This window comes from Leucobacter faecis (assembly GCF_054456695.2).
On record NZ_JBTJER020000003.1, the window covers coordinates 178,570 to 200,971 of the forward strand.

Here is a 22,402-nt window from a genome sequence, read left to right on the forward strand (position 1 = left end):
TGGCGTGCGCCGCAGGTGACCTGCGGCGCACGCTGCTCGCCCGGTAGGTGACCGATCCGGACCCCTGGCGAGCGGCGCAAAAAAGGCTGAGGCCCCGAGAACGAACTGTTCTCGGGGCCTCAGGTGTTGTGGGCGGCGGTCTGAGCCGCCGCCCACGTGAGCTAATTAGCCAGCGAAGCGGAAGAGCTTCTTGTTGGCGAACTCCAGCATGCCGCCCTTGCCGAGCTCGCGGCCGTAGCCCGACTTCTTCACGCCACCGAAGGGCACGTCTGCGCCCTCGAGGCCTGCGCCGCCGATGAAGACCATGCCCACGTCGAGCTGGTTGCCGATCTCTTCTGCGCGCTCGAGGTCATCACAGATGACGACCGAGCCGAGGCCGTAGGGCGACGAGTTTGCGAGTTCGATCGCCTCTTCGTCGCTCGAGACCTTGTACAGCTGTGCGACGGGGCCGAAGAGCTCCTGGCTGTACACGTCCATCGCGGGGGTGATGTTGGTGATCACCGTGGGGGTGTAGAGGTTGCCCTCGGGGGTGTTATCGCCCACGAGCACCTCGGCGCCCTGGTCGAGCGCACCCTGCACCTGTGCAGTGAGGTTCTTCGTCGCGGCGTCAGACGACATGGGGCCAAAGTCGCCCGCCTCGTACGACTGGCCAGCGATGGCGGCCTTGAACTTCTCAGCGAACTCGTCGAAGTACTTGTCCATGACGACGATGCGCTTCGAGCCGTTGCACGCCTGGCCGGTGTTCTCCATGCGGCCGCCGACAGCGTGCTCAACAGCGTGGTCGAGATCGTCGGTGTCGAGCACGAGGAAGACGTCAGAGCCGCCCAGCTCGAGCACACACTTCTTCAGCTCGCGGCCGGCCTGCTCGGCCACGATTGCGCCCGCGCGCTCCGACCCGGTGAGCGAGATGCCCTGCACGCGATCGTCCTTGATGATGTCGGCGATCTGGTCGTGCGTCGCGAAGATGTTGACGTAGGCGCCCTTGGGGAAGCCGGCGTCGAGGAACAGCTGCTCGAGCGCAAGGGCTGACTCGGGGCACTGTGCCGCGTGCTTCAGCACGATCGTGTTGCCCAGCACCAGGTTGGGCACTGCGAAGCGTGCGACCTGGTAGTAGGGGTAGTTCCAGGGCATGATGCCGAGGATCACGCCGGTGCCCTGGTGGCGCACGAAGGTCTTGAGGCCGTCTTCGACCTCGAGTACCTCGTCGGCGAGCCACTTCTCAGCGTTGTCGGCGAATGCTGCGGTGATGGCGCCCGAGAACTCGGCCTCGCCCACAGACTGCTCGAGGGGCTTGCCCATCTCGCGGTTGATGATCGCGCCGAGCTCGTCCTTGCGCTCGTCGAACAGTTCTGCTGCGCGCTTTGCGAGTGCTGCGCGCTCGGCAACGCTGGTCTTGCGTGCCCACTCCTTGTAGGCGCTCTGCGCCGAGGTGAGTGCTGCCTCGATGTCGGCGGCGGTTGCGTCGGGGTACTCGGCAACGGTCTCGCCCGTGGCCGGGTTGATGACGGCGAACGTGCTCATCAGACTGACTCCTTCAGTAACGTCGTTGTGGTGGATGACACTGTTTAGTCTCCCACAACCGTACGTTTGGCACTAGCTCGCAGCGCCGCAATATGCGCATGTCAGCCACATCTCAGCTTCGGTTTCATGCGTGTATCGATAAGTTGACAACGAATTCCGCAGAAATAGGCCTCGGGTGTAATTTGTCAACGTCATTGTCTGGCAGAATGACAACGTACGAGACGCAATGAGGCCACCTCACTCAAACGATGTAGATCTAGAAACTCACCATCGGCGACGTCGCCGGAAAAGAAGTGCCAATGACGAAACACACTCTCAAAAACGCCACCGAGACCGGCCACATTCACGTCGGTAAGGGGCTTAACCAGGGCGCCCTGGGTGTTGTGGGCTCCACTGTCATCGGGCTTGCTTCAACCGCGCCACTCTATTCGCTCGCCGCGACTCTCGGCTATGTGATCGTTGCGGTCGGTGCCCAGGCCCCGCTCGTGTTTGTGGTCGCTTGTATACCGATGGTCTTTGCGGCACTCGCATATCAAGAACTCAACCGCGAGATGCCCGACTGCGGCACCAGCTTTGTGTGGGGTACGAAAGCATTTGGGCCGGTGACCGGCTGGATCGCCGGCTGGGCGGTTGCTGTTGCCGGGGTGATGGTGCTCGCCAACGTGGGCGAGATCACGGGTAAGTACTTTTGGCTCTTGCTGGGTAACGACGAGTTCGCGAATAACCGCGTCATCGTCATCGCAACGTCGGTGGTGTTCATGGCGCTCATGACGTTCGTGAGCACGGTGGGGGTGCAGATTGGCGAGCGCATGCAGATGGTATTGATGGTCATTCAAACCGTTGCGATGCTCGCATTCGGGGTGCTGGCGCTGCTGCACGCTTCAGACGGAACAAACGCGGGTTCGGTCGCCTTCGACTGGAACTGGTTCAACCCCGCCGAGCTCACGAGCTGGTCCGGTTTCATGCAGGCTGTGCTGCTCGCACTCTTCATCTACTGGGGCTGGGACAGCTGCCTTGCCCTCAACGAAGAGACGAAGAATCCGCGCAAGACCCCCGGTCATGCCGCGCTCTTGAGCATCGTGATTCTCATCGTGCTGTACGTGGGTGTCTCAGTGACGGCGATGATGTTCGCTGGCTTCGGTAACACGGGCTTTGGGCTTACGAACGAGGCCAACCTCGATGACGTGTTCACCGTCTTGAGCGGCGCCCTCTTCGGCCCCTGGGGCTGGTTCTTGATTCTCGGGGTCATGCTCTCGGCCGCGTCATCGACGCAAACCACCATTCTGCCGACTGCGCGCGGCACTCTGTCGATGGCGGTATATCGCGCCCTCCCCGCGAAGTTCGCTGAGCTGCACCCCCGGTTCAAAACCCCGTGGTTCTCGACGACCGTGATGGGCGCCGCGGCGATCGTGTACTACGTCGGCATGTCGATCCTGTCTGAAGACATGCTCGCCGACTCGCTCACCTCGATGGGGCTCGCGGTCGCGCTCTACTACGCCATCACGTCGTTTGGCTGCGTCTGGTACTTCCGCGACACCCTGCGCGACAGCGCCCGCAACCTGTGGCTGCGCGGCATTCTGCCGGCGCTCGGCGGCATTATGCTCGGCTACGCTTTCGTGCAGTCCGCGATCGACATGATCAATGTCGACTACAGCTACACCGTGATCTTTGGGGTGGGCGGCGCGTTCGTCATCGGCGTCGGGGCGATACTGGTGGGCTTTGTGCTCATGGGTTTCTGGTGGCTTCGTGCCGGATCACGCCCGTTCTTCACCGGGCGCAGTCTCAACCGCGACACTCCCGTGTTGGTCCCCGACGCCTAACGCGCTCGGTTGCTTGCGCCGGCGTCGACGGCGTGCCGAGCGCACAATAGCCACGACCACGATCGCCGCGACACCGGCGACGACGAGCCACGGCAGCAGCACACCGAGAACCACGACCGCGCCCGCACCCGTTGCTATGAGGGACGCCCAGCCCGCCATGAGCCCGTCCCAGAAATTGGAGGGGCCGCCGCCGGGCAGCACACTCGGGGCCGTGATTGACACCCAAATTGTCGACTCAGACACCTGTTCGTCGAGCGCCTTGAACTGGGCGCGCAGCCCGTCGAGCTCTTGCTGGCGTTGGGTGAGCGCGCCCTCGGCCTCGATCAACTCGCTCGTGGTGGCCGCCCCGGCCATGAGGTCGTTCAGCCGCTTCACCGAAGTCTCGAGAGCTTTGATGCGGGCCTCGAGATCGACGTACTGGGTAGTTACATCTTGCGCTGAGCTGGTTTGAGACAGCACCTCGCCGACGTCACTCAGTGTCGCAATGGCTGCCTCAAGCTGCGAGGGCGGCACGCGTACCGTGAGTGAAGCACTCGCGGGGGTGTCGCCCGTCGCGCGAAAGACGGTGCGAGATTCGACGCTGCCGCCAAGCTTCGTGACCGCCTGCGTGACCTCGTCTGCGGCTTCGTCGGGGTGTTGTGCTTCGAGCTGCACCTCGGCGGTAGAGATAACGTGCTGGCCTGGATCCATTTCCATGCCTGACGTGGCTTCGGGCGATACCTCGAGCTTGTTGCGCGCAGACTCATCCTGCGCAGACGATGCGCCGTCGAAGGCGAGCCCCGCACCACCCGCGCTGTCTGATCCCGAAGAGCCACTTGCACAACCCACAAGCGAACCGAGCAGGCCGAACGCGAGCGCCACCGCCGCTGCGCGCATCGTGAATCGTTTACCGTTCATGGTCACACCATAGGTGCGCCGGGGCGGCCGCGACAGCGGGGCGCCGATCCGGTGTCAAATTGTGACCGACCGACTAGCCGAGCGAGCTAGGGCAGGGGAATGGTGATCGTGCCGGTGTCGGCGGGAGGCTCGATGATGCGGCCCTTAAGATCGGGGATCCAGCGCATCGCCGCGAGCGCGCAGAGTGTGCCGATGCCGAGCACGATCGCCGACACCATGATGGCGCCGCGCGGCCCAGCCACGTCGATGGCCATGCCAGCGATGGCAGATCCGGTGGCGACTCCCACGAGCTGCCCCGTGCCGACCCAGCCAAACGCTTCAGCTGTCTCAGAGAACCGCACTGACGCGCTGACGATGTTTGAGATCGCGGCGAATGCGGGCGCGGTGCCGATTCCACCGAGAAACAGTACGGTGCTGAGCCACCAGATGTTGAGGCTTACGAGGCAGGCTAGAGTGCCAGCGAGCACGATCGTCATGCGCAGCGCGAGCGACCACGGTCGCATGTCGCGGTGACCGATGAGCAGGCCGCCCACGAGGGAGCCGCCCGCGAAGAGGGCGAGCACGACGCCAGATTCGAGGCTGCCCTGGTCTTCGCCGGTCGGGCCGCGAAACGCCGCGACAATGCCCGCTTCGATCGCGGCGAACGACGCGACAAAGAAGAACCCGATCACGGTCGAGATAATGACGCTGGGGTAGCGCAGCACCGCACCGAAGCCGCGCTTCGCGGCGGGTAGCTTGAGGCTGCCGAGTGCCGGGCTCATGATGAACCAGGCGCCGCCGAGCAGCATGAACCCGGCAGCGGTGAGAAGTCCCACGGTCGTGCCAAACTGCGATGACACGAGCACGGCGACAACCGGGCCGAGCACCCAGATGAGCTCTTGCGCCGCAGCATCGAGCGAGAAGAGCGCCGAGAGCTGGTTGCCAGGCACGAGCCGCGGATACATGGTGCGCACGGCGGGCGTAACCGGGGGAGTTGCGAGCCCCACACCCAGTGCCAGCACCGCGACGACGAAGAGCGGCAGCTTGGTCACGGCGATCGTGGCGAGCAACACCGCGCACAGCACCGACGTGACGGTGAGTACCGGGCGCATGCCCCAGCGGCCCATGAAGCGGCTGCTCAGTGGGCCCGACACAGCCTGGCCCACGCTCTGAGTGGCGAGCACGAGGCCCGCTGACGTGTAGTCGCCGTACGCTAACTGAATGTGCAGCAGCAGAATAATCGAGAGCATGCCAAACGGAAATCGCGCCAGCAGCTGCGAGGAGAGTACTCGAAATACGCCGGGGTTCTTGCCCAATTGACCGTAGATGCTCACCACAGGATTCTAGTGTGTGCCGGGCCGTTGTCACGCGTGTTGCGCTAACTATCGATGGCGTGTCTGAGGCGTCGCGTGATTACGTCAAAGTACCGATGCCGAGGGAGCCCGAGCTTTCTAAAGTGGAAGCGTAAACACTTCACACATTCTTCGTGACATGTAAGGACAAGACAATGGCGTTGCAGCTCAAGCGCATGGACAACTTCGATATTCTCACCAACGACGTGCCCAGGCTCGTCGAGTTCTATAACGGGCTGCTGGGGCTGCCGTTTTACCTGCCGTACGAGGCGAGCGACGTGCCCGAAGAGCAGTGGGCCGGCATCGACTTCGGTAACGTGACGCTCTACATCTTCCACACCACGAATGCGGGCGACGTGTTCCGTCGCTCATCGGTGAACCTCGAAGACCCGGTGGGCATGGACTCATTTGCGTTTGAGATTGAGAACCTCGACGATACGATCGCTGAGCTCGACGGCAAGGTCACCTGGGTGCACGACGAGATCACGACCTGGCAGCAGCCCTCGGGCGTCTGGTACCGCTACCGTCCATTCTTTGACCCCGACGGCAACATGATCTACGTGACTGAGCCGCACACCGAGCACCGCCCGGCGGCGTAACGCACGGCGCACCCTAGGCCGACGGCGCACGCCAGCGAAATGCGCCGTCGGTGTAGGGCTCGGGGCCGAGGCAGCGGTGTTCGCCGTCTTGGACTTGAAAGATCAGTTGGGCATTGCCCATCGACGGGTCACTCGTCTGCTCGGGGTATGCGACGGTTGACTGTAATCCGGCCGCAAAGTTATAGCTGCCGTTCACACCGCGGTATCGCGTCGCGCGTAGCGCCGTGAGGGTGCCTGGCACATCGCTCGGGTCTGCCGCCAGCCGCCACGCACCCGCGAGCACCTGTGCCATGTCGTAGGCGAGCCCGGCCTGCGACAGCCCGGGTGTGACGCCGTAACGCGCGGCATAAGCGCTGCGAAACTGTGCACCGAACGGGTCGGCATACGTGCCAGAGACGGTCGCCCACACCACCCCTTCGGCTGCGGCTCCCATCTCTGTCACAAACTCGGGCACCGACGGCGCATAGATCGTGTAAATGACCGAGGGGCACCCTGCCGCGTGCAACCGCAGCAGCAGCGCTGCCAACACCGACGGCAGAAACTCGCTCACGACGAGCACCGTCGGCGGGTCAAGCGTAATTTCTGCGACGAGCGCGTCAATCGCGGCGGCGTCCTCGGGCAGCGGATCAACCCGCTGCGTGCGCCAACCGCGCTCGGTGAGCAGCGCGAGCGTAGCCGCATCGGCGATCTGGCCGCTGTCGACGGTGGTCTCTACAAAACGCACGGTGCGTTCGTGCGCGCCACTCGTGCCGTCTTCGCGCGTATCAAGCAGCTCGAGAAACCGTGCGAGCCCCGGGCCGTAATTGGATTCGGGCGGCACGCACTGAAACAGCGTGCGATAGCGATCCGGATCACGGGCGAGCGCAGCCAGATGCCTGCTGGAGGTCATCGTGTGCAGCACCGGGATCGTGAGCGAACTCGCCGCGTCGAGCGCGGCCTGTTCGTCAAAGACGTAGCTCATGAGTGCGCCGTGCACTTCGAGATGGCGCAGCGTTTCGAACGTGCGGGCGACGCCAGCGGCCGTGTAGATGTCGGCATCGACGTGTACGGTCTCGATGGACCGCCCGCGCACGCCTCCTGTGCTGTTAAGCTCTTCGACCGCGAGCTCGGCGCCGCGGCGCGACTGGGTGCCGTCGTGCCGGGCGGGGCCCCGCTGTGGGTAGACGAGCGCGAGCCTGATGGGGTGTGGGGCCCGTGACGCCTGGGCCGAGTGAGCCGAAGCGATCCGGGCCGACTGGGTGGTCGCGCTGTGCGGGGTAGGTTCGGTGACGAGCGCCGCGATGTCGAGGGCCCCCAGAGCCTCGGCCGCGACGGGCATGGGCATGCGAGCCCAGCCGTGCTGCACCGCGAGCACACCGGCCGCGGTGCGGCTGATCGCTCCGAGCTTGCCGCGAATCGTTTCAACCTGGGTTGATACGGTGCGCGGGCTCGTAAACAGTGCTTCGGCTATGGCCGGGTTTGAATGCCCCGCGGCGACGAGGGTGAGCACTTCAAGCTCGCGCGGGGTGAGCCGGTGCGGCAACTGCGTGAGCGTTGCTGTCACGAGCGTCGCGGCGGCACCCGATGCATAGTCGGTGGCGAGCGTCACCTCGAGCCAGCGGCGTGACGCGGCGAGCTCGAGCAGAAACCTGATGCGGTCGTGCACAGAATCTCGTTGCCTGCGTGCGTAACGCAGCAGATCGGTGGTCTCGAGGGCCTCGCGTAATAGGGCCCCGCCGCCCCCGTCGGCGGCGACGTGGCCGTCGACGGGGAGCACAAAGCGAAACGAGTTCACGGGAGCGTGACTCACAGGGGCCTCCTTGCGCGAAGCGGGGACTGTAAGGTTACAGATTACTGGGCCAGCTCGTGAGACGGAGCGGGTGCGTCGGATGGAGCGGGTGCATCGGGTGCGAGCAGCTCCGCGTAATCGAGCGTGTGCCACGGCGTATTGCACGGGGTGCCTTCTGCCAGATGAATCGTGCGGCCGGCCGGGTCCAACACCACTGAGGCGAGGGTCGCCCACTGGGCGGCACGGTCTGAGCGGGTGTCGGGGTGGCAGCAAATCGAGCTGGGCGCATCGGCGTGGTCGGCGAGCGCCGCTTGCATGTCAGAGAGGCTGAGCGTGCCTTGCGGTGTGACGACGGTGCGGGTGAGTCGCCCGAGCCGCACGAAGCTGTCAGCCATTGACGCGGGGGCGAGGTCGTAGCCGCCTGCCGGGGTACGCACGAAGTGGTTGGTGTGGGCGACTGCGCCGCCCACCGCGGTTAATGGGTGTAGAGTGCGGGCGTCGCCGGGGGCTGTCTCGATGTTAAGGACCGCCCCGTCTGCGGTCGCGAGAATGTAATTGCCAGATGATGCGCGGGGCACACTCGCAAGCATTTCGACGGCGTCAGAGATATGACGGGCGTCTGCGACCGCCCGCACCAGCACGTGAAACGGCACCCCGTGTGAGCCGCCGTCGAGGGAGCACACGATCGTGTTGATGCCGATTGCGACGCCCGCCTGGTTGAGGGTGGTCTTCGCGAGAAGGCCTGCTTCTACGACGGACACAAAGTTGGGCCCGTCTTGGCGCTCGGTTTCGAGCACGATGACACCGTCAGCGAGCACGTCGAGCCAGTCCCAGTTTTGCGCAACGACTGCTTGCCCCCACTCAACGCGATCGGGTTCGAGGGCGAAGCTTGAGCATTCTCCGCGCAGCCAAGGAGCTACGGCGCCCGCCTTTGACACGGCCTGCCGCCAGAGGATCTCGGTACGGCAGTTCATCGCGAGCACATCGGCGAACGGCAGCCCAGCCCCCTGGGCAATGCCCTCAAGCTCGGTGAGTAGCTGAGGGAAGTGGGCGCGAATCGCGGGCACAAATCCGAGTGCAAAAGCGGTCGCTTCGTCCCACGCCACTCCCTTCGCAGCGAATGCGCGCTCATAGCCCTCGCGGGTGACGCGAATCTGAGCTCGTGCTAGCTCGCCGTACTGGCGGGAGCGGGTGATGGCGTCGCCTGAGACGCGAATACGGGGGTAGCGGGTGGCGCTCATGCCAGGACTCCTGTGGTGTTCAGTGCGAGCGGCCCGTGCGCCGCAATCTGGGCGCGGGCGTGCTCGGCGATGTCTGTGGTCGGGGCGATCCAGGCCCCCGTCGAAGTGACGTGCTGCAACAACCGCTCAAGGAACGCCAGGCGAGAGGGGCGGCCCGTGAGAAACGGATGAAATGTGAGCATGACGTGCCCGCCGAGATCTGCGATGCCGTCGATTTCGGGGAGCCACACGTCGAGCACTTCGCGGGGCGAACGAATCGTCTTCTCCCACGTATCGTTTGCAAACCAAAAGTGCGGGGCGTCATCGAGCAGCCACGACACGGGCACTTCAATGAGGTCGTGGGTCTCATGCTGATACGGCAAGATGTGGTCGAGCAGATTCGAACTGTAGCGCAAGCCCGCCTCCGCGAGCAGGTCGAGCGTGTGCGGTGTGAACTCCCACGAGGGTGAGCGGTATCCGGTAACGGTCGCCCCGAACGAGTGCAGCGTCGCAAGACCCTGCTCGAGCTCCGCGCGCTCTTCCTCAAGCGTGAGCGTGGTGGGATTAGTGTGCGAATGCCCGTGGTGGGCGACTTCATGGCCGGCAACGATGATCGCACGCACCGCGTCGGGGTGCCGCAGCGCATCTTTACCGGGTATGTAGAACGTGGCGGTGACACCGTACTTACGCAGTAGTTCAAGAATCAGAGGCACGCCCACTTTGGGTCCATAGGCGCCCTGCGACAGCACGCCAGGGGAATGCGCGTTGGCGGGGTTCTCGCCAATCCAAAGTTCTTCGGCGTCGAAGTCAAAGCTGAACGTGGCGGCATAGCGCTGCCCGCCGGGCCAGTGAGACATGTGGTTCTCCTAAAGTCGCGCGTGATCGACATTGAATCAAGGCGGGCGTCAAGCCCTGCTTCGAGTCTGCTGGAACCCTAACCGCGTGGCATGCGCGGAATGACGTATCTTTGCGCGTGTTTAGCGGCCCCGCCGGCTGCGCTATCGTGTGCGGCCGTAGATCAGCTTGTGTACCTTGAGGATCGGCCTGGTCGAGGTCGAACGCACGCCCGGCAGGGCCGCGATGCGCAGATTGAGTATCTCCCAGAGTTCGTGGTTATCTGCGCAGCGCACTTCGCACACGATGTCGCTCTCGCCCAGCACGGTCGACACGTATGTCGTCTCGGGCATTGCCACGAGCGCCGCCACGACAGCTTCGTGGCTCGCGGGCTCGACCGTCAGCTGCACGAGTGCGAGCTGCGATTCACCCACCTCGTGTGGGTCTGCGAACGCGATGATGCGCAGGATTCCCTGGTCGCCCAGTCGCTTCATGCGGGCCCGGATCGTCGCCTCCGGGGTGTCGAGGTTGCGTGCGATTTCACGCATCGAGCGTCGGCCGTCTTGTTCGAGCTCGCGGATGATTGCGCGGTCGAGGTCGTCCATTGCGGTGATAGCCATGCCACAACTGTAACCGGCTGCGGTACGAATACGTCATATGGCGGATCGCCACGAGGGGGATTGCGTGGTTTTATCGAATTTGCATTACGCAAATCGCAATCTATAGTGGTTTCATTCAACAAATGCGCAGCACGGCTGACATTCAAAGACGAAGAACCAAGCCGCACGGCTATAAGCCAAGACCGCGCATTGAGAGGACAAAGACGTGACTCAGCACGAGAGCCCCGCGGGCAGCCCGTCGGGTGAAGAATATGCGCAGACCCTGCGCTGGTGGGACGGCTTCACCATCAGCCTGTCGATCCCGGCCGCACTATTTATTGGTATGGGCTACGCGATCGGTGCGGTTGGAGGATGGACTACCCTCGCCCTGCTGGGCGCCGTGGCGATCATCGCTTGCCTGCAAAACTTCATCTACTCAGAGCTCGCCGGCATGTTTCCCCGCATCGTCGGTGGCATCGCCGCCTACGCAAACGAGGCGTGGCGCTCACGCACCACGATCGTGGGCCCCCTCGCAGCCTTTGGTTACTGGTTCGCTTGGTCGAGCTCCCTCGCGATCTACGGCATTCAGATCGGTTCGCTCGTGCAGGCGCAGTGGTTTCCAGAACAGACCTGGACTATCTCGACAGGGCTCGCAGACATCGGCTTCGCTCACTTCGTGGGGCTCGGCGTGCTCGTGCTCGGCTGGATTCTCAACATTCTCGGCATGCGCGTAGCCATGTGGCTGATGTACGTGACCGGCGCCGTCATCTTGATTCCCATCATCGTGTTTGCGCTCGCGCCATTCTTTAGCGGTCAGTGGGACGTCGCTAACCTCGAGTGGGGCCTCGCCGACAGCGGCGAAGCTGGCTGGACCACCTGGATCGCCTGGATGTTCGTGCTCGCATGGTCGGTGTACGGCGTCGAGTCGGTCGCCTCGTTCACCCCCGAGTACAAACGCCCCGTCTCAGACACCCGCCGGGCGCTGCGACTTGCGGGCGTGTTCGTGATCGCCGTGTATGTCCTCGTACCACTCGGCGTGGGCGGCCTCGCCGACAGACAAGACGTCATCTCAGACCCGGTCGCGTTCTACAGCGGCCTGTTTGAAAACTTGCTTCCGGGCAGCGGTCCCGTCGTGACCATCTGTCTCATCGCGGGGCTCATGCTACTCATGATGATGACCACCGCCGATGGCGGGCGCGTACTGCAGGGCAGCGCTGAGCAAGGGCTCACCATTAAGCAGCTCGGCGAACTCAACCGCTTCGGCATGCCCGCACGGGCGATGACCTTCGACCTCATACTCAACGTGATTCTCATCGTGTTCGTGGGCGAAGCCCTCGCGGTCATCACAGCGGGCATCATGGGCTACATTCTGTGCCACGTGCTCGCGCTCTCGGGCTTCGTGCTGCTGCGCATCGACAGACCTCACGCCCCGCGGCCCATCAGGCTCGGCAAAGCGTGGGTCTACGTGGCGGCGCTGCTCGCGATTGTCGACCTCTCGGTGTGGGCGATTGGCACCGCGAACGCCGAGATCACCGGCTATGGCGGCCCGCGCGAAATCCTCATCGCAGTGTTCGTGCTCGCCACCTCGATCGTGCTCTACGCGATCAGGCGCGTCGGCCAAGACAAGCAACCCTGGGTCTGGCGTAACCCGCGCAGCGCGGCCTCGCTCGCCGAGGTCGAAGCACCGGCCCTCGCCCTCGTCACCCGCGGTGAACTCGCGGGCAACGACCCCACCGACTCGGCACACTCGCTCACGAAGGAGAACGCATGAACACCCAGCCACTCACCGACCTCACCGACCTCACAGGCCGGGTAGCGGTCGTTACCGGCGCGGCTCGCGGCATGGGGGCGGCCCACGCACGCTCGCTCGCCGCACGCGGCGCCCGGGTGCTGCTCGCCGATCTCGATGAGGACGTGTTCGAGACCGCACGCGCCCTCAGCGCCCTGGGACCCAAGGCAAGCGCGATCCGGATCGACATCACAAGCCCAGATGCGGCCGCCGAGCTGCGGGCCGCCCTCGCCGCCGCGAGCGAAGGCGACGAGCCACGACTCGATATTCTTGTGCACAACGCTGGCATCATGCACGACTGGCGCACCCTTGACGAGACCGAGGCCGACGAGCTCGACCGGTACTACCGCGTCAACGTGAAGGCCCCCTACGCGATCACCCGCGCGCTTGCAGATCTGTTGCGCGCGAGCGACCACGGTCGCGTCATCATCATCTCGTCGACGTGGGGGCAGGTGCCCGACGGGCACTCGTTCGGCTACATGATCTCGAAGGCCGCGCAGTTGGGGCTCATGAAAGCGCTCGCCGCAGCGCTTCTGCCCGACGGTGTGCTCGTCAATGCGGTGGCACCCGGTTCGATTCACACCCGCATGATTCCCGACGAGTACTACGACGTCGAGGTCGCCTCGGTGCCGCTCGGGCGCCTCGGCAAGCCCGAAGAAATAGCAGAGACGGTCGCCTTTCTCGCTTCAGACGGGGCCGGGTTTCTCACCGGTCAGACGCTATCGGTCAACGGTGGCGCGCTGCGCGTGGGCGTGTAGTGCAGCGCACGCTTGGCTACCACCCCTAGCTTCCTATTTTCACAGTTCACCAACACTAAAGGAGAAGACTCATGTCTGATACCGCAACGCTCGAAAAGAAGAGCAACCGCGAGCTCGTCGAACAGGCGATGCGCCACAGCTGGTTTCCTGTCGCACGCTCGGTAGACCTCGTCGCGGGCGGCAAGCCCGAGTCGGCCGTGCTTTTGGGCGTGCAGCTCGTCGTCTACCGTAATGGCAACGGCGAAGCCGCTGTCGCCTCGCGCCGCTGCCCGCACCGCGGCGCCGACCTGTCTCTCGGCCAGGTGCACGACGCATCGATCGGGTGCCCCTACCACGGCTGGCAGTTTGCGAGCGGCGACGGCCTGTGCGTGCGCGTCCCGTCGATCGAGGATCAGAGCAAAATTCCGGCGAAGGCGCGGCTCAAGACGTTTCCCGTGACCGAGCGCTACGGCCTCGTGTGGACCGCGCTTGAAGAGCCGCTCGAGCCGGTCTACGAGCTGCCCGAGTGGGAGGCAGAGCCGTTTGAGTGGCTGCAGGCGAACCCGCTCGATTCGCCCGTGGGTGTCGCGGTGACGGTCGAGAACTTTCGCGATGTCGCCCACTTCCCGTTCGTGCACAAGGTGTCGATGGGCCCCACCCCCGAAGTGGTCGAGCCGCTCAAGGTCACCCGTGATGGCAGCCACGTGTGGATGAGCCGCCCGCTGAACGCGGGCACGGGTGAATGGGCCGGTGATGGCGACTGCACTATGCAGTATCACTGTGTTGCCCCTGGCTTGTCGTCGATCACCTACGACTACGAGAAGTTTGGACGCCGCGTAGTGGCGGGTTTCCCGAGCCCCATCTCGTTTGAGCACGTGAAGATCTTCTGGGGTGTGGCAAACGCGCTCGACTACACGGGCGCAGACCTCGAAGAGAACCTGCGCCTCGAAGAGATGGTGTACCTCGAAGACATTCCGATCGTCGAGAACCTGCAGCCGCGAGAGGTGCCGTGGGACGCAGAGATCGAAGAGTTCTCTGCCCCCGCCGATATCTTCACGCTCAACTACCGCCGCGCGTTCCTCGATCGCGCACGCCGCACGGAGGAGAAGTTCTATGGCCGCGACGCTGCTCAGTAGCACCCACGTCGCCCCGACGCACCGCGTCACGGTGCGAACGGTGGGGGAGGAGGCGACGGGCATTCGCTCGTTCGCCTTCGAACCCATCGACGGGGTGCCACTGTCGGGGTGGAAGCCGGGCGCCCACATCGACTTGCACCTGCCCTCGGGCACCATTCGGCAGTATTCGCTGTGCGGTGACCACGAAGACCGGGCGGGGTACCGCATCGCGGTGCTCGAAATACCCGACGGTCGCGGTGGATCAGTTGAAGTACACCGCGAACTGCGCGAGGGAGCCACTCTCGATATTGGGGTGCCACGCAACGATTTTCGCTTGAGCGATGCCCCCGCCTACCTGTTCGTAGCGGGCGGTATCGGCATTACGCCCATCCTGTCGATGATTCGCGACGTTGCGAGGCGAGGCAAGCCGTGGCGGCTTGTCTACGGGGCTCGCACCGCGCAGCACTTCGCGTTTACCGCCGAGATCGACGAGCTCGCCCGCACCACATGGGGCAGGGTCGACTATTTCGCTCAAGACGAGGTGGGGCACGCACCGCTTGCGCAGCTGGTACGCGACTCGGTCGGTCACGGGGTGTACTGCTGCGGGCCCGGCCCGCTGATGGATGCGCTCGGCGCCGAAATGACGGCGCAGGGTCGCGGTAGCGACCTCGTTATTGAACGCTTTGCACCGGTAGCCCCCATCGCGGCTGAGGGAGCCGAGGGCTTCGAAGTCGAACTCGCTGACAGCGGTGTGAGCGTCACCGTGGCGCCTGACGAGTCGATCCTTGACGCGATTCGCGCCGCCGGTATCGACGCGCCCTCATCGTGCGAGATGGGCATCTGCGGCACCTGCGAGACCCGCGTCGTCTCGGGTGACGTCGATCACCAAGACTCGCTCCTCACCGACGACGAACGTGATGCGGGTGACGTCATGATGATCTGCGTCTCGCGGGCTCTCTCGCCCAAGCTGGTGCTCGCGCGGTAGCGCACTTCTGGCGGCGCTGGCCGCGAATGCGCTTGGGGCGCCGGATCACTGATCCGGCGCCCCATGTGTCTTGCGGGTGAGCTTGCGAACGGCCCGCACACCTACGACCTAGTAGCTTGACGAGCTCGTCGAATAGCTCGTGCCGCCGCCCTGGGCGCGACGGCCCTGTCGGCGCTGACCCTGGGCTGCTCCGCCGTGGCCGCGGCCCTCGCCGCTGTGGCCCTGGCTGCGCCCGGATCCCTGACCGCGACCCTGGGCGCTGCCGCCCTGGCTACGCTGGCCGTGTTCCTGGCCCCGCTGGCCCTGGCCGCGGCCCGCACCCTGGCCACCCTGGCCACGATCCGGAGCTGCGCCCTGACCGCCCTGACCGCCCTGACCGCCCTGGCCTGCTGCACGACCCCGGCCGCCACGCGAACGCTTGCGTTTCGCGTTGGCGCCCTGCGAGTTGCCCTGGCCTGCGGGGGCGTGACCCGCGGCGCGCTGCTGCGCAGCCTGCGCCTCGGCGCGCTTGCGCTCGGTCTCCTTGGGGTCGACGCGGGGAGCGACCTCGCCAATGAGCGGCAGTACCGCGGCAGCTTCGGCGACGCGAGCATCAAGCTGCTGGGGCGTGACCCGGATCTTGGCCGCGCGCATGATCTGTCGCATCTCACCGCGCTGTTCGGGCAGCACGATGGTGACAACGTCGCCCTCGTTGCCGGCACGAGCGGTGCGGCCCGAGCGGTGCAGGTACGCCTTGTGCTCGACGGGCGGGTCGATGTGCACGACGAGGTCGACGCCGTCGACGTGCACGCCGCGGGCGGCGACGTCGGTGGCGACGAGAACCTTGGCCTCGCCCGACTTGAACTCTGCGAGGTTGCGGTCACGAGCGTTCTGCGACAGGTTACCCTGCAGCTCAACAGCCGGAATGCCGGCCGCGGTGAGCTGCTTCGCGAGCTTCTTCGCCTGGTGCTTCATGCGCGTGAAGAAGATGCGGCGCGCGGTGCCCGAGGCGAGCGCCTCGATGAGTGCGTCCTTCTGGCCCTTGCCAGCTACCTCGAATACGTGGTGTGTGAGCTGCGGTACAACGGACTCGGCCGAGTCGACCGAGTGCATGATGGGTGAGTGCAGGTACTTCTTGACGAGGTTGTCGACCCCGTTATCAAGGGTCGCACTGAAGAGCAGACGCTGGCCCTGCTTAGGGGTCTTGTTCATGATGCGCGTGACGACGGGCAGAAAGCCCATATCGGCCATGTGATCGGCCTCGTCGAGCACCGTGATCTCGACACCGTCGAGGCTCACGACGCCCTGCTTCATGAGGTCGTCGAGGCGGCCTGGGGCAGCGACCACAATATCGACGCCGGCCTCGAGCGCGGCCTCCTGGCGGCGCTGCGGCACGCCACCGAAGATGGTGGTGACCTTGACGCCAACGGGGTCAGCGATCATCTTGATCGTCTCGGCGAGCTGCGTGACGAGCTCGCGGGTGGGCGCGAGCACAATGCCGCGGGGGCGGCTCGGGCGGCGCTTCTTTGCGGCATCCTCCATGAGGTTTGCGACGAGCGGAATACCAAACGCGATCGACTTGCCCGAGCCGGTGCGGCCGCGGCCGAGCACGTCGCGGCCCGCGAGGGTGTCGACGAGTGTGTCGCGCTGAATGGGGAAGGGCGCGGTCTTGCCGTTCTTGGCGAGCGCGTCGGCGATCGCCTCGGGTACGCCGAGCTCAACGAATGAGGGTGTGGGTGATTCGGTCACTGGTGACCTTTCATGCTGGGGGCAGCGCTGCGGGGCGGCTTCGCACCCCTGTGGGCGCACGAAAGTCGCTGATACACGCGTCGCTGCAAAGTGTCGAGTGCGCGGGATCGCGCATCCGTTCGCCGCGGGTCGGGCCGAACGGCGCCCAGGCTTGCACGTGTGTTGAAGCGTGTGAGCGGGCGGTGCGGTGATTGCGACGCGTGGCGCATAAACGCCAACCTGTTGAGCTTACCCGACAAGCGGCCGAATCACGAGTGCTATTTTTTGAGGCGTGCTTGTGCGCAGAATGTCGTGATCTGGGCCCGCGGGGCGTGGCATGATCTGTGTATGGGACGCATCTCGATTAGGGAGTACTACGACGACGACCTCGACGCGGTAGTGCGGTTGTGGTGGGAGGCGCACGCCTCCACCGAGCCGCCCGTGTACTCGCTCGCAGAAGTGACGGCCTCATGCCGGGAGGACCACGCGGTCGTGGCGGTGCACGACGGCGAAGTAATCGCGGCCGCTGTGGGGCGCGCTGCCCACGCGCAGGGTTGGATTGTCTTCTTTGGGATCAGTGAGCACTCTCGCACCGAGAACGTGTCGGGGCAGCTGCTCGACGCGCTCGAACGCAAGATGGCCCCGCTCGGACTGAGCGTCTTGAGCGTGCTGATTCCCGAGGGTGGCAGGCTCGACCTGCTCACCTCGAACGGGTTTCAGACCAGGCACAGCCTACGCTACCTCGAACGGCAGATGCCCGTTCAGCGACGCGAGCTCGACCTGCTCAAGGACGTCGGCGGCCGCGTGCTGCCCAGGCACCTGTGGGAGAACGTGGCTGGGATGCGGCGCGAGAAGCAACTGCTCGAGGAGCGTCTCGTGGCTCCGCTGGCCCAGCCGGATCTCGCCGATCGTTACGGGGTGGTGCCGCCGCGGGCGGTGATGCTGTTCGGGCCGCCCGGTACGGGCAAGACAACGTTTGCGAAGGCTGTGGCGTCGCGGCTTGACTGGCCGTTCGTGGAGGTGTTTCCCTCTCGACTGGGCGACGGCAAGAGCTCGATGGCGGCGTCGCTGCGCAGCGTGTTCGAGCGTATTGCTGAACTCGAGCACGGGGTCGTGTTCATCGATGAAGTCGAAGAGATTGCGTCGCAGCGCAGCGATCCGCCGAACCCGACGCAGGGGGTTACGAACGAGCTGCTCAAGATCGTCGCCGACTTTCGTGACCGTGAAGGGCTGTTGCTCGTGTGTGCGACGAACTTTGTGCGCGGACTCGATGCCGCGTTTATGCGACATGGACGGTTCGACTACGTGCTGCCAATTGGGCTGCCCGACGCGGAGGCGCGCGAGGCGATTTGGCGCCGTTACGTGCCCGACGAGATCGCCCAGACCGTCGATTTCGCTGAACTGGTGGAGCGCAGCAGCGGGCTCACCCCGGCCGACATCGAGTATGCAGCGCGGCGCGCTTCGCAAGACGCGCTTGCGCGCGCGTTGCGTGCACAGGACGGGCTGGGCGCAGCCCCCCGCGCTGTGCAGCAGCCGACCGACCTGTCGACCGCTGACTACCTTGAGGCGCTCAGCCACACCCGTGCCACCGTTTCTGCTGAACAGCAGTCTTCGTTTCTCGAAGACATCGACACGCTCGCCCGGCTGTAGCCGGGCCGCGATGTCGGTGGCAGCGCATAGGGTCGAGGGAGACGGCTGCCGGGGATCCGGAGCGAGCAACAGAGGAAGGAACACCGCGTGTTCATTCAGCAGCGGGCAGACGGGGGCACCCGCCTCGTCACGAGCGCGAGCGACCTTTCGGCGGCGAGCGCGTGCGAGTTCGCGTTTTTGCGGCGCGTCGACGCGAAGTTTGGGCGCGACGTTGTCGTGCCGCTTGACGATGATGCGATGTTGGCGCGCGCGGCCAGGCTGGGTGACGCGCACGAGGAGCGCACGCTCGCGGCGTACGTGCGGCAGTGGGGCGAGGGCGCGCCGGGGGAGCCCGGCGGCGTCGCTCAGATTGAGTGGCCCGCATCGATGAGCGAGGCTGATCTGCTCGCGCGGCAAGAGGAGACGGTGCGGGCGCTTACCGGCCGCGCCGAGGTGGTGTTTCAGGCCACCTTTTTCGATGGGGTGCAGCGCGCCGCTGACGGCGCAGGGGCGCCCGAGATCGGGTTTGTCGGGTTCGCCGACTTTTTGCGGCTTACCCCGTCGGGCGCATACGAGGTGCAAGACACGAAGCTGGCGCGCCGGGCGCGCGTGACCGCGCTCATGCAGCTCGCCGCCTACGCTGAGCAGCTGGAGCGTGTGGGCATCGAGCCTGCCCAAGAAGCGGTGTTGATCTTGGGCGACGGGGCGCGCTCGGTGCACCGCGTGGCAGACGTAGCGCCGGTGTTTCGGTCGCGCAGGCAGCGCTTGCACGAGATCTTGATCGCGAGCGCGCTGCGGGCGGGGCCCGATGGGCTCACCTCGTCGGCGGCGCCTGTCGCCTGGGGCGACGCGGGCGTTTGGGCGTGCGGTCGGTGCGAGGTGTGTGAGCCCGAGATCACGCGGCATCGTGACTCGTTGTTGATCGCGGGCATTAGGCGCACGCAGCGTGACAGGCTCATCGCGGCGGGCTACACCAACATTGAAGATGTCGCCGCGGCGGGCGTCTCAGCGGGGTGGGTGGAGCCGCGTGGGCTGCAGGCGCCGAACGCAGGGGGTGAGTTCGAACCACACAGCTGCCTCATTTTAGAGTTCGAAGTGCCGGGTATCTCGCAGCGGGTACTCGAGCGCATCGCCCGCCAGGCTGCGCTGCAGTTGCGGGCCGAAAGCGGCACACTGCCGCCGGTGGAGGTGGCGGTGCCCGAGGCGTTGGGCGCGATTCCAGCCCCCAACCCGGGCGACCTGTTTTTTGATTTTGAGGGCGACCCGATGTATCGGGAGCCGGGTGGTGAGGGCGCCAGGTGGGGGCTCGACTACCTGTTTGGCATGGTCGATGCGAACGAGTCGTTTACTGCATTGTGGGCGCACGACCTCGCTGCCGAGAAGCAGGCGCTCATCGATTTTCTTGCGCTCGTGCGTGAGCGCCGGGCCGCATACCCGGGCATGCGCATTTACCACTATGCCGCGTACGAGCGCACCCACCTGTTGAGCATCGCCGCCCGTCACAGTGTTGGCGAAGCAGAGGTCGACCAGCTGCTGCGCGAGCACGTGCTCGTGGACCTGTACCCGATCGTGCGGCAGGCGCTGGTTGTAGGCTCCCGCTCCTACTCCATCAAGAAGCTCGAACCGCTGTATATGGGTGACGAGCTGCGCGACGAAGCGGGGGTGACGAACGCGGCCCAGTCGGTGACCGAGTACGCCGATGCGATGGCGGCGCTGGCGTCTTCCCGCGCTGCCGAGCGCGCTGAGGGTGAGCGACGGCTCGAGGCGATCGGCGACTATAACCGTTACGACTGCGTCTCGACGCTGCGGCTGCGCGATTGGCTGCTCTCGCTCGCGGCGGCTGCTGGCGTTTCTCCGTATCAGCCGAGCGACAACGACCGAGGTGACGATACGGGCCCCGACCTCTCGGCGAGCGCGATCGGAGAAGAACTGCTCGAGCTCGCCGCCGTCGCCGCCGACCGTGATGAGCCCGAGGAAGCGCAGGCGCTCAGGCTCGCCGCGAGCGCCATCGATTACCACCAGCGCGAACAAAAGTCGTTCTGGTGGGCGCACTTTGCGAGGCTCGTCGACCCCGTCGAAGAGTGGGCCGACACGAAAGATGTGCTCGTCGTCGAACCCGCCCTCACCCGCATCGAAGACGAATGGCACAAGCCACCCCGCGCCCGCACCGAGCGGCGCAGGTTGCGCCTCGCCGGGAGCATCGCACCCGGCAGCTCACTCAAAAGCGGCGACGTCTACCTCGTGTATGACACTCCCACGCCGTTTCCTCAGATTGGCGCCGCCCCTGGGGCGCGAGGGGCCAGGCGTGCCCGCATCGTCGAACGCGACGGCGACGTGATCGTCGTCGACGAAACGCTCGCGGCGGGCAGCGAGCCATACTTTGAGTTGCCGGTCGCGCTCACCCCGGGTCCGCCACCCCCTGCGGGCGCACAGAAGGGCGCGATTGAAGAGTGGGGGCAGGCGCTCGCCGCCGCCCGCCGCGCAGGCACCGCCTTTCCGAACGCGGTCTACGAGCTGTTGCGCCGTGACGAGCCTACGATCGCAGGCGGGTTCGCTCCCATCGACGCCGCACCAGACGGTGCGATCCGGGCGCTGACGTCGAGTCTTACCCGCTCAGAGCACGCGGCGCTTGCCGTGCAGGGTCCGCCCGGTACCGGTAAAACGTACCTCGCGTCGCGCGTGATCAAGCGGCTCGTGGAAGAGCGGGGGTGGCGCATCGGGGTGGTGGGCCAGTCGCACAAGGTCGTCGAGAACGTGCTCAACGCGACCGTGCTCGCAGGGCTCCCTATGGGCCAAGTCGCGAAGGTACCGCAGGGCGGCAAGCTCGCAGACGACGCGCCTCAACCCGAGTTTGCTGTGCTGCCCGGCAACGGGCACGCCGAGTTCTTGCGCACCCACGAAGCGCAGGGCACCGGCTGCGTCATCGGCGGCACCGCCTGGGACTTTAGCAACGAAAAACGGTTCGCACGCGGCAGCCTCGACTTGCTCGTCGTTGATGAGGCGGGCCAGTTCTCACTCGCCCCCACGATCGCGGCATCGGTGGCGGCCGAACGTCTGCTGCTGCTGGGCGACCCGCAGCAGCTGCCGCAGGTCTCACAGGGCTCACACCCCGAGCCCATCGACGAGTCGGCGCTCGGCTGGCTCATCGCCCACCACGACACACTGCCCGCCAGCCGCGGCTACTTTCTTGCCGATACCCGTCGCATGCGCGCCGAGCTCGCAGACGTCGTCTCTGAACTGTCGTACGAGGGCAAGCTGCGCGCCCACGAGAGTGCCGGCAGCCGCGAGGTGACCGGTGCCGGGCCTGCGGGGCTCACCTGGCATCCCGTCGAGCACGCGGGCAATGCGACCTATGCGCCAGAAGAAGCGGCCGAGGTCGTACAGATTGCCCGCCTAGCGCTTGCCGGTTCCCTGCGCGAGTCAGGCGGGAGCCCGCGCCCACTCACCCCAGACGACGTGATCGTCGTTGCCGCCTACAACGCTCAGGTTGAGTGCGTAAGCGAAGCGCTCGCCGCCGCGGGGCTCGGTGGGGTGCGGGTTGGCACGGTCGACAAGTTTCAGGGCCAAGAGGCCGTAATTGCGATCGTGACGCTCGCCGCATCGAGTGCTGAAGACGTGCCGCGCGGGCTCGACTTCTTGCTCATGCGTAACCGGCTTAACGTGGCGATTAGTCGCGCCCAGTGGTCGGCGCACCTCGTCTCGTCGTCGCGCCTCGGCGCTGGCTTACCGGGTAACGTCGAGGGGCTCGCTGCGCTCTCGGGCTATCTGCGGCTGCTTGAACGGGCGCACTGATGCCGCAGCCCTGTTCGGTGCTGCGGCATCTGCGTGCCCGGCCCTGACTTTCAGTTCAC

The 22,402-nt window shown here is 65.5% G+C and carries 16 protein-coding genes; 8 read left to right on the plus strand and 8 right to left on the minus strand.

The annotated features are described in order from the left end of the window. Positions 1–165: 165 nt before the first annotated feature. The gene (locus tag ACXR2W_RS04510; RefSeq protein ID WP_458814037.1) at positions 166–1,521 is read right to left on the minus strand and encodes an NAD-dependent succinate-semialdehyde dehydrogenase; all 1,356 of its coding nucleotides are present in this window, start codon (positions 1,519–1,521) and stop codon (positions 166–168) included. A 299-nt stretch (positions 1,522–1,820) separates the two neighbouring features. Here ACXR2W_RS04510 and ACXR2W_RS04515 point away from each other — a divergent pair, with 299 nt between their 5' ends. Then, entirely contained in the window at positions 1,821–3,341 is a 1,521-nt protein-coding gene (locus ACXR2W_RS04515) for an APC family permease (RefSeq protein WP_458814039.1), read from the plus strand. Here ACXR2W_RS04515 and ACXR2W_RS04520 read toward each other — a convergent pair. Together ACXR2W_RS04520 and ACXR2W_RS04525 are read right to left on the minus strand one after the other, a co-directional pair. Then, positions 3,276–4,238 (minus strand): DUF4349 domain-containing protein, encoded by a 963-nt coding sequence (locus ACXR2W_RS04520; protein ID WP_458814041.1) that lies wholly within the window; start codon positions 4,236–4,238, stop codon positions 3,276–3,278. The genes ACXR2W_RS04515 and ACXR2W_RS04520 overlap by 66 nt on opposite strands. A gap of 86 nt (positions 4,239–4,324) precedes the next feature. After that, complete coding sequence (locus tag ACXR2W_RS04525) at positions 4,325–5,551, minus strand: MFS transporter (protein ID WP_458814043.1); 1,227 nt, start codon at positions 5,549–5,551, stop codon at positions 4,325–4,327. A gap of 173 nt (positions 5,552–5,724) precedes the next feature. On the opposite strand from ACXR2W_RS04525, the gene ACXR2W_RS04530 reads away from it, so the two are divergent. After that, a complete protein-coding gene (locus ACXR2W_RS04530) occupies positions 5,725–6,168 on the plus strand; it encodes a VOC family protein (RefSeq protein WP_458814045.1) in 444 nt (147 codons plus the stop codon). Positions 6,169–6,181: 13 nt separating this feature from the next. Here ACXR2W_RS04530 and ACXR2W_RS04535 read toward each other — a convergent pair whose 3' ends face one another. The 4 genes from ACXR2W_RS04535 to ACXR2W_RS04550 all read right to left on the minus strand — a co-directional run bounded on the left by ACXR2W_RS04535 (position 6,182) and on the right by ACXR2W_RS04550 (position 10,610). Beyond that, the gene (locus ACXR2W_RS04535) at positions 6,182–7,957 is read right to left on the minus strand and encodes an ABC transporter substrate-binding protein (RefSeq protein ID WP_458814047.1); all 1,776 of its coding nucleotides are present in this window, start codon (positions 7,955–7,957) and stop codon (positions 6,182–6,184) included. Positions 7,958–7,998: 41 nt separating this feature from the next. Beyond that, entirely contained in the window at positions 7,999–9,177 is a 1,179-nt protein-coding gene (locus ACXR2W_RS04540; protein WP_458814049.1) for a C45 family autoproteolytic acyltransferase/hydrolase, read from the minus strand. Then, positions 9,174–10,013 carry a polysaccharide deacetylase family protein gene (locus tag ACXR2W_RS04545; RefSeq protein ID WP_458814051.1) on the minus strand — a complete coding sequence of 280 codons (840 nt, stop codon included), beginning with the start codon at positions 10,011–10,013 and terminating at the stop codon, positions 9,174–9,176. The genes ACXR2W_RS04540 and ACXR2W_RS04545 overlap by 4 nt, the downstream gene beginning before the upstream one ends. Positions 10,014–10,154: 141 nt before the next feature. Beyond that, positions 10,155–10,610 (minus strand): Lrp/AsnC family transcriptional regulator, encoded by a 456-nt coding sequence (locus ACXR2W_RS04550; RefSeq protein WP_458814053.1) that lies wholly within the window; start codon positions 10,608–10,610, stop codon positions 10,155–10,157. 205 nt (positions 10,611–10,815) lie between these two features. Here ACXR2W_RS04550 and ACXR2W_RS04555 point away from each other — a divergent pair, with 205 nt between their 5' ends. The 4 genes from ACXR2W_RS04555 to ACXR2W_RS04570 all read left to right on the plus strand — a co-directional run bounded on the left by ACXR2W_RS04555 (position 10,816) and on the right by ACXR2W_RS04570 (position 15,215). Beyond that, a complete protein-coding gene (locus tag ACXR2W_RS04555; protein ID WP_458814055.1) occupies positions 10,816–12,360 on the plus strand; it encodes an APC family permease in 1,545 nt (514 codons plus the stop codon). Next, the gene (locus tag ACXR2W_RS04560; RefSeq protein WP_458814057.1) at positions 12,357–13,136 is read left to right on the plus strand and encodes an SDR family NAD(P)-dependent oxidoreductase; all 780 of its coding nucleotides are present in this window, start codon (positions 12,357–12,359) and stop codon (positions 13,134–13,136) included. Before ACXR2W_RS04555 ends, ACXR2W_RS04560 begins: the two co-directional genes overlap by 4 nt. A gap of 71 nt (positions 13,137–13,207) precedes the next feature. After that, positions 13,208–14,251, plus strand: coding sequence for a Rieske 2Fe-2S domain-containing protein (locus tag ACXR2W_RS04565; RefSeq protein WP_458814059.1), 1,044 nt, complete (start codon positions 13,208–13,210; stop codon positions 14,249–14,251). Next, on the plus strand, positions 14,229–15,215 hold the full coding sequence (locus tag ACXR2W_RS04570) for a PDR/VanB family oxidoreductase (RefSeq protein ID WP_458814061.1): 987 nt from the start codon (positions 14,229–14,231) through the stop codon (positions 15,213–15,215). Before ACXR2W_RS04565 ends, ACXR2W_RS04570 begins: the two co-directional genes overlap by 23 nt. 108 nt (positions 15,216–15,323) lie before the next feature. Here ACXR2W_RS04570 and ACXR2W_RS04575 read toward each other — a convergent pair whose 3' ends face one another. After that, complete coding sequence (locus ACXR2W_RS04575; protein WP_458814063.1) at positions 15,324–16,943, minus strand: DEAD/DEAH box helicase; 1,620 nt, start codon at positions 16,941–16,943, stop codon at positions 15,324–15,326. Positions 16,944–17,270: 327 nt separating this feature from the next. Here ACXR2W_RS04575 and ACXR2W_RS04580 point away from each other — a divergent pair, with 327 nt between their 5' ends. After that, positions 17,271–18,572 (plus strand): ATP-binding protein, encoded by a 1,302-nt coding sequence (locus ACXR2W_RS04580; RefSeq protein WP_458814065.1) that lies wholly within the window; start codon positions 17,271–17,273, stop codon positions 18,570–18,572. Positions 18,573–18,659: 87 nt separating this feature from the next. Beyond that, positions 18,660–22,343, plus strand: coding sequence for a TM0106 family RecB-like putative nuclease (locus ACXR2W_RS04585; protein ID WP_458814067.1), 3,684 nt, complete (start codon positions 18,660–18,662; stop codon positions 22,341–22,343). Positions 22,344–22,402 lie beyond the last annotated feature (59 nt).

What these genes read in the sequence shown, in the direction of transcription:
- ACXR2W_RS04510 (WP_458814037.1), bottom strand. Translation starts at nt 1,521, where the DNA reads ATGAGCACGTTCGCCGTCATCAACCCGGCCACGGGCGAGACCGTTGCC.
- ACXR2W_RS04515 (WP_458814039.1), top strand. Translation starts at nt 1,821, where the DNA reads ATGACGAAACACACTCTCAAAAACGCCACCGAGACCGGCCACATTCAC.
- ACXR2W_RS04520 (WP_458814041.1), bottom strand. Translation starts at nt 4,238, where the DNA reads ATGAACGGTAAACGATTCACGATGCGCGCAGCGGCGGTGGCGCTCGCG.
- ACXR2W_RS04530 (WP_458814045.1), top strand. Translation starts at nt 5,725, where the DNA reads ATGGCGTTGCAGCTCAAGCGCATGGACAACTTCGATATTCTCACCAAC.
- ACXR2W_RS04540 (WP_458814049.1), bottom strand. Translation starts at nt 9,177, where the DNA reads ATGAGCGCCACCCGCTACCCCCGTATTCGCGTCTCAGGCGACGCCATC.
- ACXR2W_RS04545 (WP_458814051.1), bottom strand. Translation starts at nt 10,013, where the DNA reads ATGTCTCACTGGCCCGGCGGGCAGCGCTATGCCGCCACGTTCAGCTTT.
- ACXR2W_RS04550 (WP_458814053.1), bottom strand. Translation starts at nt 10,610, where the DNA reads ATGGCTATCACCGCAATGGACGACCTCGACCGCGCAATCATCCGCGAG.
- ACXR2W_RS04560 (WP_458814057.1), top strand. Translation starts at nt 12,357, where the DNA reads ATGAACACCCAGCCACTCACCGACCTCACCGACCTCACAGGCCGGGTA.
- ACXR2W_RS04565 (WP_458814059.1), top strand. Translation starts at nt 13,208, where the DNA reads ATGTCTGATACCGCAACGCTCGAAAAGAAGAGCAACCGCGAGCTCGTC.
- ACXR2W_RS04570 (WP_458814061.1), top strand. Translation starts at nt 14,229, where the DNA reads ATGGCCGCGACGCTGCTCAGTAGCACCCACGTCGCCCCGACGCACCGC.
- ACXR2W_RS04580 (WP_458814065.1), top strand. Translation starts at nt 17,271, where the DNA reads ATGGGACGCATCTCGATTAGGGAGTACTACGACGACGACCTCGACGCG.